This window comes from Kitasatospora sp. NPDC057965, from assembly GCF_042887135.1.
In the GTDB taxonomy this organism is placed as follows: domain Bacteria; phylum Actinomycetota; class Actinomycetes; order Streptomycetales; family Streptomycetaceae; genus Kitasatospora.
Map to the genome: position 1 here is coordinate 150,186 of NZ_JBHVPZ010000015.1, position 12,651 is coordinate 162,836.

The 12,651-nt window shown below is 74.8% G+C and carries 9 protein-coding genes and 1 pseudogene; 3 read left to right on the top strand and 7 right to left on the bottom strand.

The features are described 5' to 3' along the window. Positions 1-45 precede the first annotated feature (45 nt). The gene (locus ACFVVU_RS20925) at positions 46-1,548 is read right to left on the bottom strand and encodes a right-handed parallel beta-helix repeat-containing protein (protein ID WP_387791456.1); all 1,503 of its coding nucleotides are present in this window, start codon (positions 1,546-1,548) and stop codon (positions 46-48) included. A 259-nt stretch (positions 1,549-1,807) separates the two neighbouring features. Between ACFVVU_RS20925 and ACFVVU_RS20930 the strand changes: the two genes are divergently transcribed. Next, entirely contained in the window at positions 1,808-2,572 is a 765-nt protein-coding gene (locus tag ACFVVU_RS20930) for a serine hydrolase (protein ID WP_387791457.1), read from the top strand. Here ACFVVU_RS20930 and ACFVVU_RS20935 read toward each other — a convergent pair. From ACFVVU_RS20935 to ACFVVU_RS20960, 6 genes are all read right to left on the bottom strand, one after another. Then, complete coding sequence (locus ACFVVU_RS20935; protein WP_387791459.1) at positions 2,517-3,602, bottom strand: aminotransferase class I/II-fold pyridoxal phosphate-dependent enzyme; 1,086 nt, start codon at positions 3,600-3,602, stop codon at positions 2,517-2,519. The two genes, ACFVVU_RS20930 and ACFVVU_RS20935, sit on opposite strands and share 56 nt — an antisense overlap. Positions 3,603-3,750: 148 nt before the next feature. Next, the gene (locus tag ACFVVU_RS20940; RefSeq protein ID WP_380680404.1) at positions 3,751-4,884 is read right to left on the bottom strand and encodes an FAD-dependent monooxygenase; all 1,134 of its coding nucleotides are present in this window, start codon (positions 4,882-4,884) and stop codon (positions 3,751-3,753) included. Between the two features lie 87 nt (positions 4,885-4,971). Continuing rightward, a complete protein-coding gene (locus tag ACFVVU_RS20945; RefSeq protein ID WP_380680407.1) occupies positions 4,972-5,592 on the bottom strand; it encodes an ATP/GTP-binding protein in 621 nt (206 codons plus the stop codon). A gap of 3 nt (positions 5,593-5,595) precedes the next feature. Beyond that, on the bottom strand, positions 5,596-6,027 hold the full coding sequence (locus ACFVVU_RS20950) for a DUF742 domain-containing protein (protein WP_387791461.1): 432 nt from the start codon (positions 6,025-6,027) through the stop codon (positions 5,596-5,598). A gap of 7 nt (positions 6,028-6,034) precedes the next feature. Beyond that, positions 6,035-6,466 carry a roadblock/LC7 domain-containing protein gene (locus tag ACFVVU_RS20955; protein WP_380680413.1) on the bottom strand — a complete coding sequence of 144 codons (432 nt, stop codon included), beginning with the start codon at positions 6,464-6,466 and terminating at the stop codon, positions 6,035-6,037. Continuing rightward, on the bottom strand, positions 6,463-9,621 hold the full coding sequence (locus tag ACFVVU_RS20960; protein WP_387791463.1) for a nitrate- and nitrite sensing domain-containing protein: 3,159 nt from the start codon (positions 9,619-9,621) through the stop codon (positions 6,463-6,465). Before ACFVVU_RS20960 ends, ACFVVU_RS20955 begins: the two co-directional genes overlap by 4 nt. A 706-nt stretch (positions 9,622-10,327) precedes the next feature. On the opposite strand from ACFVVU_RS20960, the pseudogene ACFVVU_RS20965 reads away from it, so the two are divergent. Next, positions 10,328-12,001, top strand: a pseudogene (locus ACFVVU_RS20965) (2-isopropylmalate synthase); the annotation flags it as partial. A 90-nt stretch (positions 12,002-12,091) separates the two neighbouring features. After that, on the top strand, positions 12,092-12,589 hold the full coding sequence (locus ACFVVU_RS20970; RefSeq protein ID WP_387791526.1) for a YbaK/EbsC family protein: 498 nt from the start codon (positions 12,092-12,094) through the stop codon (positions 12,587-12,589). The last annotated feature ends 62 nt before the right edge of the window (positions 12,590-12,651 follow it).

A 12,651-nucleotide genomic window follows, 5' to 3' on the forward strand; every position in this document is an offset into this window, starting at 1 on the left:
GGGCCGTCCGCCGAACAGCGGCCCCCGGCCGTCGGCCGTCCGTGCTCAGGAGCCGCCGGTGCGGCCGGGGCCGGGCAGGGTGACCTCGGAGGTGGACGTGCGGACCGGGCCGGCCGGGCCGGTCGCGGTGAGCGTCACGGTGTAGGTGCCGGGGGCGGGGTAGTCGTGGTCGAGGAACCCGTGGCCGGGCTCGACGGCACGGGGCGCGCTGCCGTCCCCGAAGTCCAGGCTCGCGGTGCCCGGTACCCAGCCGGCGGAGTACCCGACCGCGAACCGCGCGTTGAGCGGGTGGCCGGGCCGGGGGCGGGGGCGGGCGCTCACGCGGATGCGCAGCGGGTCCTGGAGCTCGATGGCGCCGCGGTCCCGGTAGCCCCACGCGGTGGGGCTGGGGAAGCCCGGGTGATCGGCCGGCTCGGCGCCGTGGAGGTCGGTGGCCAGGGTGCCGAGGGCGGTCGGGTCGGCCGCGTCCGTCAGACCCGCCACGGCGGACGGGGTGTAGTCCCCGCCGTCGGCGGCGAATCCCGGGTCGACGGCGTTGTCGCTCGCGCCCTGTCCGACGGCCCGGAAGGCCTCGGGGGTGGCGAACGGGGTGCCGCCCCAGGAATAGGCGTACGGGCCCGACGGGACGACGGTGTTGTAGTCGACCTTGGTGCTCCGGACGGATCCGGCCGACACCACCAGGGGTGTCGCGGTGGGCGGCGTGCCGCCGCAGCGCGGGGCGGGACGCTTGGCCAGGATGTTGTTCTCGGCCACCGACCCGGTGGAGTTCCCGGCGAACTCCAGGTCGGTCCCGCAATTCCGTGCGAAGGTGTTGCCCACCACGATCGTGCCGGGCGCGTCGGTGGCCACCACACCGCGGCCGGCGCCCCCGGTGATCAGGTTGGTGGTGACGACGACGCCGGAGGTCCCGCTGTCGACCGCGACGCCGGTGACGGGCGCGGCGGAGACCCGATTGCGGCTCACTGTGACGTTCGCGCCCGTACCGGTGATCCGGACGCTCGGGGTCGCCGCCGGGAAGGCCCGGACGCCGCCGCGGGCCGGATCGCCCGCCTCCACGTCGTTGTGGTCGACGAGGATCCGGGTGGAGTCCCTGACGAGCACGCCTTCCTGCGGGGCGTCGAGGCGCAGGCCTGACACGGTGACGTCGTGCACGCCCTCGAACACGAAGGCGTGCGGAGCGGGGGGCGCCCCCGGGGCCCAGTGGCGGGTGCCCACGGACGCGTTCGGCACGCGGTCGGCCTGCTCGGCGCCCTGGAAGACGATCGGACGACCGGGCTCGCCGGAGCGCCTGACGGTGACCTGGCCGGTGAACCGCCGGTCGGGTGCGAGTTGGACGGTCTGCCCGGGGCCGGCCACGTCGGCGGCGGCCTGGACCGTGCAGAAAGGCCGCTCCCGGGTGCCGGTCCCGGCGTCCGAGCAGTTCGAGCGGGGGCCGTTGTCGACGTGGAGCACGGTGGTCTCGGCGTGCGCGGTGAACGGGAGCACGGTCCCGGCGATCGCGGAGCCGGCGGCCGCGAGCGCGAGGCCGACCTGACGGGATGCTGGCACGGGCGGGATCCTCCTGGAGCAGCAGGCACGGAATCGGCGTCACGTGGTTGACGCACCGACAGAAACCGTGTGCGGGCGGGTGGATGCGGGATCGCCAAGAGTATCCATGACCCGTGCGTGCGGTCTCAACCGGACGTGGGGTGCGGCCGGTGGCCGCCCGGCGGCATCGTCGAGGCGTGCGTCGGTTTGGGGTGGGCTCCGGGCGGGGACGGTGGCCGACATGCTTTCCGTAGTGGTCGCCCCATGGGGCGCAGAACCGGTGTTCGAGCGGAACGGGGACGAGCCGCACGACGCCGCCAGCACGATGAAGGTCGCCGTCCTGGCCGCACTGCACCGGGCCGGGGCCGACCCCGGCGAACCGGTGCCCGTGGTCAACGGCTTCGTGTCGCGGGCGGGAGGTGAGTTCGCCAACGATCCGGAGCGGGACAGCGATCCGGTCCCGTGGACGCTGCTCGGCGCCACCGTGCCGCTGGGGCTGCTCACCGAGCGGATGATCACCCACTCGTCCAACCTCGCCACCAACCTCTGCCTGGCCCGGGCCGGCCACGAGGCCGTCGACGAGGTGTGGCGGCGCGCCGGGGCCACCCGCAGCGCCAGCCCGCGCGGCATCGAGGACCACCCGGCGCGTGCGGCGGGCCTGCACAACCTGGTCACCGCGCGCGACCTCGTCCGGCTGCTGCAGTCCCTGGACGGCGACCCGGAGTTGTTCGCGCTGCTGGAGCGCAACGCCTTCCGGGGCGACCTCGCGGCCGGGCTGCCGCCGGGGACCAGGGTCGCGTTCAAGAACGGCTGGATCCCCGGCGCGCGGCACTGTGTCGGCCTGGTCAGCCCGGAGGACTGTCCGCCGTACCTGCTGGCCGTCTGTTACACCGGCCCGCTGGCCTCGGGCGCCGACGGGGCCGAGGCCGATCCGGCGGCCCGCCTGGTGGCCCGGGTCTCGGCGGCGGTCTGGGCCCGGCGGCACACGATCACCCGGGCCGGTGGTCGCACAGCTCCACCAGTCCTGCCAGAGCCGGTTCGTTGAGCAGGTTGATCCGCACATAGCCGGGGTGGCCGGGGAGTTCGAAGTGCCGGCCGTCCAGGGCGAGCAGCTGCTCGGGCGGGGCGGTGGGGCGGGCGAACAGGAAGTAGCCGGTGTCGACCGGCTCTTGGGCCGCCAGCGCCCCGGAGGCGGTGAGGCGCTGGTGGTTGGCGCGGACGTGGTCGAGCAGGCGGTGGTTGCCCTCGATCAGCATCAGGTCGGCGGCCCGGTGGGCGAACAGCCGGTCGGCGAGGGTGACATCGCCGTGCAGGTTGAGGTGCAGCTCGGCGAGCGGTTCTCGCAACGGCTCGGGCACCAGCAGGTGGGCGCAGCGGTAGCCGTGGATGGCCAGGAACTTGGTGGGGCAGACCATCCGCAGCGTGAGGTCGGCGGGCAGCGCGGCGGAGTCCTCGCGGCGCCCGCCGTCCCAGCGCATGTACTGGAAGGTACCGTCGACGAACACCAGGGAGCCGGTGGCGAGTTGCCACTCGGCGAGCTGCTTCAGCACCAGCCTGGGCACTCGCCGGCCGGTGTACCAGACCGGGTCGGTGAGCAGCAGCACGGTCCGCTCGTCCGGCAGCCGCAGGTCGAGCCCGGGCTGGTGGGCGTGCGCCTCGGCGACCGGGACCGGCTCGATGCCGAACCGCCGGAAGACGTAGGCGAACCGGTGGGACACCGGCGGCAGGTAGTGGACCCGGGTGCGGTCGGTGGTGCGCAGCCAGGTGCAGAAGGTGGCGAGCAGCGCGCTGGCGCCACCGGCCGGGACGACCTGGTCCGGCGAGCACGGCTCGGCGTCGTAACTCTCGTGCAGGCGGGCGATCTTGGCGCGCAGCGGGAGGTCCTCGCCGAGCGCCGAGAAGCGGCCGACGTCGCCGAGCCGGTACGGCGGGGTGTGCGCGAGGTCACCGAGGTAGTCGGCCACGAAGGGATGGCCGCCGTTGTCGCCGGAGACGAACAGCCGCCCGTCCGGTCGTCGCCGGGCCCGTTCCACGGCCTCGTACAGGTCGAGCATGCGGAACAACGACGGCGTCATCCGTCCCCCTCGGGCGCTGGCCACTTTGTCGGACGGGCGTCAAGTCTGTCCGGGGCCCGGCGCGGACACAAGTCCGCACCGGGTCCGGGTGGTTCGCGTGCGGGCTACCGGGCCGTAGCGGCCGGATCGGCGGGCCGTGGTGGCCGGATCAGTACGGCTTCACGAGCACGTGCGCCGCGCCCGGGACGCCGACCTTGAGCAGCTCGTCCTCCTCCGGGGTGGTCGGCGTGCCGGTCTCCTGCTTGAGGACCGCCCGGGACAGCGCCTGCACCCACATGGCGCGCGGCCGGCGGCGCTCCTCCCAGGCGGCCAGCGCCGCGGGCACCGTCTCGGCGGCGTCCAGGCTCTGCGCCAGCACCAGGGCGTCCTCGACGGCCATCGCGGCGCCCTGTGCCAGGTGCGGGGTGGAGGCGTGCGCGGCGTCGCCGGCCAGCACCACCCGGCCGACGTGCCACGGCTCCTCGACGGTGACCTGCGAGATCCGCGAGTACACCACCGCCGCCGGGTCGGTGACCCGGGCCAGCGCCTCGGCGATCGGCCCGCCGAAGCCGGCCAGCCGCTCGCGCAGCTGCTCGTGGGCGCGCTCCGGGTCCGGGCGGAAGTCCGCGGCCTCGGCGAACACCGAGCCCAGGTACATGAGTTCGTCGCTGATCGGGGTCAGCAGCGCCTTCGCCGCGAGGTTGCCGGTGGACATCAGCACGCCCTGCAGCTCGGGCGAACGCGGCAGCGTGGCCCGCCAGTTGGCGAATCCGGTGTACTCGGGCGCGTACTTCTCGCCGTACAGTCGCTTGCGCAGCGGCGAGCCGATGCCGTCGAAGCCGACCACCAGGTCGTAGCGGGCGCTGCTGCCGTCCGACAGGGTGACCGCCACCTCCTCGCCCTCGTCGGCGAGTTCGGTGACGGTGGTGCCGAAGCGCAGGGTCGCCCCGGCTGCCGTGGCGGACTCGGCGAGCACCTTGGCCAGCGCCGGGCGGGGGATGCCGTTGTTGGACGGCGCGCCGTCCATCCGGGGCTGCGGGATCTTCGCGAGGACACCGCCGGCCGGGTCGCAGATGGTCAGCACCTCCCATTCGAAGCCGACCGCCAGGCACTGCTCCAGCACGCCGATCTCGCGCATCACGTGCAGCGCGTTGGAGGGCTGGATGATGCCGACGCCGAGCGCCTCCAGGGCGTCGCGCAGCTCGACGACGTCGACCCGGTGGCCGCGGCCGGCGAGGGCGGTGGCGGCGGTCAGGCCGCCGATGCCGGCGCCGTGGACGAGGACGCGCAGGGGTGGGGTCATGGTGGTGGTACTCCAAGCGGGAGGAAACGGGGAGGAGGAAGCGAGGGGTGGAGCGGGGGACGAAGCAGGGGGAGGGAGGGAAACGTTTCAGCGGGCCTGGGCGTCGGCCGACAGCTCCATCAGGTGGTCGACCAGCGCGAGCAGCAGGTCCCGCCCGAACATCCGCACCCGCACGTCGCCGACCAGCATCGGCACCTGCGGGTCGAGGTCCAGCGCGGCCCGGACCTCCGCCACGGTGCGGGTGTTCTCGCCGTGGAAGCAGTTGATCGCCACCACGAACGGGATGCCCCGGCTCTCGAAGAAGTCGATCGAGGCGAAGCTGGTCTCCAGCCGGCGGGTGTCCGCGATCACGATGCCGCCGAGTGCGCCGTTCACCAGGTCGTTCCACATGAACCAGAAGCGCTCCTGGCCGGGTGTGCCGAACAGGTAGATCACCAGCTCCGGGCTGACCGTGATCCGCCCGAAGTCCAGCGCGACCGTGGTGGTCTCCTTGTTGTCCACCCCGGACAGGTCGTCCACGCCCTCGCTGGCGCGGGTCAGGTACTCCTCGGTGCGCAGCGGGGCGACCTCGCTGACCGTGCCGACCAGGGTGGTCTTGCCGACCCCGAAGCCGCCGGCGATGAGGATCTTCAGCGCCGCTGGGGCGGCGGCTGTGAGGGGGGAGGGGTGGGAGGAGCGGGAGGAAGGGAGAGGTGCGGATGGTGCCATGGTTCAGAGCCTCCGGAGTCCTTCGCGTACGGCCGTGAGCAGCCCGAGGTCCAGGCCGCCGTCCCCCGAGGCCCGGGCCACCGAGATCGGCGCCCGGGCCCGCAGCAACCCCTGGGCGATGAGGTCGCCCAGGAGGATCTTGGTCACCGAGACCGGCAGGTCGAGCCCGGCCGCCACCTCGGCGACGGCGGCCGGCCGGCGGCACCGCTCCAGGATCCGGCGGTGCTCCGGCTGCAGCCCGCGGGCCCCGGACGAGCGGGCGCCCAGCACCGGGTCCGCGAGCTCCTCCACCGTGGTCAGCAGCGTGATCAGGGTGAGGTGGTCGTGCTCCGGCGCCGTCCGGCCGCGGGTGATGGTGTACGGGCGCACCATCGTGCCCGCGCCGTAGTCGTCGTCCTCGTCCTCGTCGGGCAGCTCGCTCCAGTGTGGCCTCACCGTGGCGTCACCCCCGGTTCCTGGCGGCGAAGGCGTCGAACTCGCTGCGGACCGGGGTGCTGAGCTTCTGGCCGACCTGCTGGACCAGCTGGTGCATGGCCACCGACATCACCTCGGCGTCCACCTCCTGGTCGGCGACCACCGCCAGGTGGGTGCCCTGCGCGGCGGAGATGACGAACAGCCAGAGCTCGGCCAGCTCGATGATCACCTGGTGCACCGGGCCGCCGTCGAAGAGCTGGCCGATGCCCCGGGCCAGGCTCTGCTGGCCGGTGGCGACGGCCGCCAGGCGATCGGCGTCGGCGCGGTCGATGGAGCGCGAGTGGCTGACCACGAGGCCGTCGTCGGAGAGCAGAACGGCGCTTCTCGTGCCGGGCACCGCGTCGACGAGTCCGTCCAGCAGCCAGTCGAGGTCCTGGTGGGTGGCGATGGTGCGGTTCATGACTGCTCTTCCGTCCTCGTGGTTCGGGGGTCCGCGGCCGGGAGGGCCCAGGGGGAGGAACCCGGCGCGGGAGTCGGGGGGCCGGTGACGGCCGTGGGGGCGGCCGGGCCGGGCGGCAGGCCGCGGTGCGCCGCGGCGTGGTCCGCGATGTGGTCCGCGTGGTGGTCCGCGGTCGTGCGGTCGGGGCCGGCGGGGTCGGGGTGACCGGGCGCGGTGCCGGCCAGGCCGCGGGCGGCCCGGGACTGGCGCTGGAAGGCGCCGACCGTGGCGCCCGAGCGGCGGGCCGGGCGCTGGAACGGGCCTGCGGCGGCCGGGGCGGTGCCGGGGCTCCCGGCGGTGCCGGGGGTGCCGGGGGTGGCGGGGGTGCCTGCGGTGCCGAGGTGGCCCGGGTCGCCGGTGCCTCCGACGCCGGGGTGGCCGGCGTAGGGGGCCCGGGGCGGCGGGGGCACGCGCAGCTCGGCGGCCAGGCTGGCCTGCCGGACCCGCTGCGGCAGCGGGGGCTGGGAGCCCGCCGGTCGGGCCGCCGGGGCCGGGGCCGATTCGGGGGCGACGGCGGGCTGCTCCGCCGGGCCCGGGCCGTCCTCGCGGCGCCGCTCGGCCAGCCGGTAGTGGTCGGCGGGCCGGTACTGCTCGTCGGCGTACGGGGCCTCGTCGGGCGTCACCGTCGCGTAGGCGATGTCCGGGTACGCGGGGTCGTCGTACGGCGCCCCGGTGCCGGTACCGGTGGCTCCGAGTCCGGTTCCGGTTCCGTGTCCGGCTCCGGCGACGTAGCCGTACGGGTCGTCGGGCGAGCCGTGCTCGACCGGCCGGCCCGGCTCGGTGAGCGGGTACAGGTAGCCGTCCGCGTCGCCGGGCGCGAAGCCGTCACCGCGCCCGGCGCCGAGCCCGTCGCCGAGCCCGTGACCGATCCCGTCACCGAGCCCGTGGTCGTACCGGGTGTCGACGTGGCCGCCGAAGCCGTCGCCGAAACCGTCGTCGAAGCCGGTGCGGGCCGGGGCCCCGAGCACCTCGTCGTCCGACGGCGGCACGTACTCGACGTGGGCGAAGGCCTGGGCCGGTGCCGGGTGGGTGCCCGGGGTGAACCAGTCGGCGCCCGTCGGGTCCGGGTCCGCCCCGGGCCCTTCGAGGGCCGCCCGCTCCTCGGCCTCGTCCACCGCGACGACCGGCGAGGACGCCGGGGCGGTCGCGGCCGAGGGCATCTCGGTCACCGAGGCGAGCGGCGCCCGCTCCTCGCGCTGCTCGGGCCGCTGGCGCCGGGCGAGCGGGATCGGGGTGACCGCCGCGCCGTCCGGCAGCCCGGCGTCCCCGTCCAGCACGTACTCGCCGGGGACCAGCACGACCACCCTGGTCCCGCCGAAGGCCGACGGGCGGAACTCGATCTGCAGGCCGATCGCGGCCGCCAGTCGGCCCACCACGTGGAAGCCGAGGCGGATGTCGTCGCCGCGCGCCAGCATGTCGGTGCGCGGCGGGTCGTCGGCGAGCGCGGCCGCCATCAGCGCGTTGGCCGCGTCGTACTGCTCCAGGTCCATGCCGAGGCCGCGGTCCTCGATCTCGATGGCGAGCCCGCGCCCGACGACGGCTGCCCGCACGTCGACCGGCGTGGGCGGCTTCGAGAAGCTGGCCGCGTTCTCCATCAGTTCGGCGACCACGTGGGCGACCGGTCCGACCGCCCGCTCGGACAGCCAGGGGTGGCCCTCGACGTCCAGGACGATCCGGCGGTACTCCTGCACCTCGCCCTGCGCCGAGCGCAGCACGTCCAGCAGCGGCACCGGCTTGCGCCACTTCCGCTGCGGCTGGCCGCCGGCCATGATGACCAGGTTCTCCTCGTAGCGGCGCAGACGGGCGGTCAGGTGGTCGAGGTCGAACAGACCCTCCAGCACCTCCGGGTCCTCGTGCCGCCGCTCCAGGGCGTCCAGCTTGCGCAGCTGCTGGCCGATCAGCAGCTGGGTGCGGCGCGCGATCCGCTGGAGCAGCCGCTCGAAGCCGCGGTGCTGCTCGGCCTGCCGGACGGCGGTCTCCAGCGCGGAGGCGCGGGCGAGGTTCATCGCCTTGCCCAGCTCGGCCAGCTCGTCGCCGCCGCGGGCCCGCGCCCCGGCGGTGATCGACCGGCTCTCCGCCTCGACGTCGACCTGCTCGCCGCGGGCGAGGCGCTCGACGACCTCGGGCAGGGTGCGCTCCAGGTCCTGCGCCTGGTGGTGCAGGTCCTTGATCCGCAGGCGCAGCGAGCGGGTCAGCCGCCAGCTGACGACGACCACCGCGATCAGCGCGAGCAGGCCGATCACCGCGGTCAGCACGACCCGGGTGAGCAGCGAGAGGAACGAGTCCTTGCCGACCTGGACGACGCCTTCGGTGCGGGTTTCGAGGGCCTTCACCAGCTGCGGGTTGACCTGGTCGACCGCCTGGCGCCACTGGTCCTGCAGCTGCGGGAGCCGGACGGTGCCGGTGGCGTCGGCGACGGTCGGGCGGGTGATCGCCTGCTCCACGGAGGCCTTGGCTTGCCACGCGGTGCCGCTCAGCACGTCCGTCCAGGCGCCCCGCTCGTCCTGCGGGAGGTAGGGGACGACCTGGACGGTGAAGAGGTGCTCCTGGGCGCCGATCGACTGCTGGACGAGCTGGTAGTCGGAGGCGTTGAGCTTGCCGGACGGCCAGCCGCGGGCCAGGATCGCGTCCTCGCGGGCCAGCATCTCCTTCGCCCAGAAGGCGTTGACCAGGGTCTTGGAGATCCAGGTGACCTCGCCGACGTCGACGTGGCTGAGGGCGGTGAACAGCCGCAGGTCCACCGCGATCAGGTCGGTGTAGTACGTGTAGACGCCCTGCTGGTCGGTGGTGCCCTTGTCGACGGCGGCCCGCTGGTCGGCCAGCTTCTCCATGGCGCGCCGGGCCTCGTCGACGGCCGTGAGCACCTCGGTGGGCGCGTTGCCGCCGGTCTCCCGGGAGAGGGCCTGGAACTTCTGCACGGCCTCGTCGGTGAGCCGGCGCTGTTGCTTCAGCTGCTCGACGAAGACGGCGGCCCCGGCGGTGCCGGTCCGGGCGAGCACCTCGGCGCTGAGCCGGCGCTCCTCCTGGAGGTTGTAGTAGACGATGTTGGACGGCTGTCCCGCCTGCTGGGCCAGCAGGCCCTGGTCCGCCAGGCGCCGGAAGTCGAGGAAGGTCACACCGCTGGTGACCGCCCACAGGACGGCCAGCGCGATGCTGGGGACGAGGGCGAGGACGAGCAGAGCCGTCCGCAGTGACAGGCGCGGCCGACGCCTGCGGGGGGCCTTCGGCGTCGGGGGCCGCCGATTCGCACGCGCGCGCAGAGCTGACTCCTTGGGGCTGGCGGCCGGCCCGGGAGGGCCGCACCGACCGGGGCACGGGCTTTATGACGAGGCGATACTAGTCATACGGTGTGTTAGGAGTGAAAGCCCGTTCGATCTTCGGCGGGCGCACACACAAGTCCTTAACACCGCCGAAGTGCGGGGTTCACGGCTCCGCCGAGCCGCGCGGAGCCCCCGGCGGGCCCGCTGCGGGCCCGTCCCGGCTCCTCCGCGACCCCCGTCCCCGCCCCTCCTCGCCGCCCCGCAAGTCCCGGTGGATGGAACGGGGTTGTTCCGGCGGGCGGTTCACGGCTACGGTACCCGGCATCATGCAGACGTGGAGCCTTCTTCTCGGTGGCCGCAGCGGGGTCTGACAGACCGGCACCCCGCTGCGGGTCGCCGTGCTGCCGGTCGTCGTCCCCCGACACCGAACCAGGGAAGGACCCGCACTCCCGTGCGCTCCACCGAATCCGCACCGAACGCCAAGCCTTTCCCCACCCTGCGCACACCGGCCGGACCGGTCCCGGCCGACGCCCCCGCCTGGAACCGCCAGCGCGCCGGCGCCATGGCGTTCCACCGCTACCGCCCCGCCCACGCCCGCGTCCCGCTGCCGCCCGTCGACGCCCTGCCCGGCGGCCGCCGCTGGCCCGCCCGGCGGATCGAGCGGGCCCCGCTGTGGGTCCCGGTCGACCTGCGGGACGGCAACCAGGCGCTGGCCGAGCCGATGGACCCGGGCCGCAAGCGCCGGATGTTCGACCTCTTCCTCGCCATGGGCTTCAAGGAGATCGAGGTCGGCTACCCCTCCGCCAGCCGCACCGACTTCGACTTCGTGCGCCACCTCGCCACCACCCCCGGCGCGGTGCCCGAGGACGTCACCGTGGTCGTCTTCACCGCCGCCCGCGCCGACCTGGTCGACCGCACCTTCGAGGCCGTCGAGGGCCTGCCCCGGGTCGTCGTCCACCTCTACACCGCCACCGCCCCCGTCTGGCGCGAACTCGTCCTCGGCCGCGACCGGGCCCAGGTGCGGGAGCTGGTCACCGCCGCCGCCGAGCGGATGGCCCGCCGGGCCGGCGACCACCCCGGGATCCGCTTCCAGTTCTCGCCCGAGGTCTTCAACCTGACCGAGCCGGACTACGTGCTGGAACTGTGCGACGGCCTCACCGAACTGTGGGACGCGAGCCCCGACCGCCCGGTGATCCACAACCTGCCCGCCACCGTCGAGATCGCCACCCCCAACGTCTACGCCGACCAGATCGAGTACCTGCACCGGCAGCTGGCCCGGCGCGAGGCGGTGATCCTCTCCGTGCACCCGCACAACGACCGCGGCACCGGCATCGCCTGCGCCGAACTGGCCCTGCTGGCCGGTGCCCAGCGGGTCGAGGGCTGCCTGTTCGGCAACGGCGAGCGGACCGGCAACGTCGACCTGGCCACCCTCGCGCTGAACCTGTACACCCAGGGCGTCGACCCGATGGTCGACTTCTCCGACATCGACGAGATCCGCCGCACCGTCGAGCACTGCAACCGGCTGCCCGTCCCCGAGCGTCACCCCTACGTCGGCGACCTCGTCCACACCGCCTTCTCCGGCACCCACCAGGACGCCATCAAGAAGGGCCTGGCCCACCACGCCGCCACCGCCGCCCGGCTCGGCGTCCCTGCGGGGCAGGCGCCGTGGGACGTCCCCTACCTGCCGATCGACCCGGCCGACCTCGGGCGCGACTACGAGGCGGTGATCCGGGTCAACAGCCAGTCCGGCAAGGGCGGCATCGCCTACCTGCTGCAGACCGGACACGGGCTGGAACTGCCGCGCCGGCTGCAGATCGAGTTCTCCCGGGTGGTCCAGGAGTCGACCGACGACAGCGGGCGGGAGGTCACCGCCGACGAGCTGTACGCGCTGTTCCGCGCCACCTACCTGGACGCGGTGCCGGCCGGGGTGGGATGGCGCACCGAGGAGGCGGCCGGGACCGGTGGAGCGCACCGGGCCACGCTCACCCTCGGCGACGCCGCGCACCACGGCGAGGGCAACGGGCCGCTGGCCGCCGTGGCGGCGGCGCTCGGCGCGGCCGGGGTCGCCGTGGACATCCTCCAGTTCACCGAGCACGCCGTGCGCGGCGGCCCCGACAGCGACGCGGTCGCCTACGTCGAGGCACGGGTCGACGGGGAGGTGGTCTGGGGCGCCGGGCGCGACTCCTCGGTCCTGACGGCCGGTGTGCGGGCGGTGCTCGGCGCGGTGGGGCGGGCGGGCGTCCTGCCCGAGGTGCCGGGCGCCGCCGCGGGGCCGGGGGCGGACGTGCTGCCCGATGAGCCGGGCGGTGTGCGGCAGGATGGGGCGATGACCGACGACACGTCCCTGCCCGCCCGCAGCCGGGCGGTGGCCGACGCGCTCGCCGCGGCCGGTCTGCCCGGGGAGATCCGCGTCCTGCCCGACTCCGCCCGCACCGCCGCCGCGGCGGCCGCCGCCCTCGGCTGCGAGGTCGGCGCCATCGCCAACAGCCTGGTCTTCGTCTGCGACGGCGCGCCCCTGCTCGTCATGACCAGCGGCGCCCACCGCGTCGACACCGCCTACCTGGCCGGCGAACTGGGCACCGGCCCGATCACCCGGGCCGGTGCCGCCCAGGTGCGCGAGGCCACCGGCCAGGCCATCGGCGGCGTCGCCCCCGTGGGCCACCCGGCGCCGCTGCGCACCGTCGTCGACACCGCCCTCGCCGGCTACGACCTGCTGTGGGCCGCCGCCGGGCACCCGCACACCGTCGTGCCGATGACGTACGGGGAATTGCTGAAGCTGACCGGTGGCACGCCGTCGGCGGTGGCCGCGCCCCAGCAGGGGTAGCGCCCGTCGGCGGCGTCCGCCGGGGAGCCGTGGCCGGGGCGGCCCGACATCGGGCCGCCCCG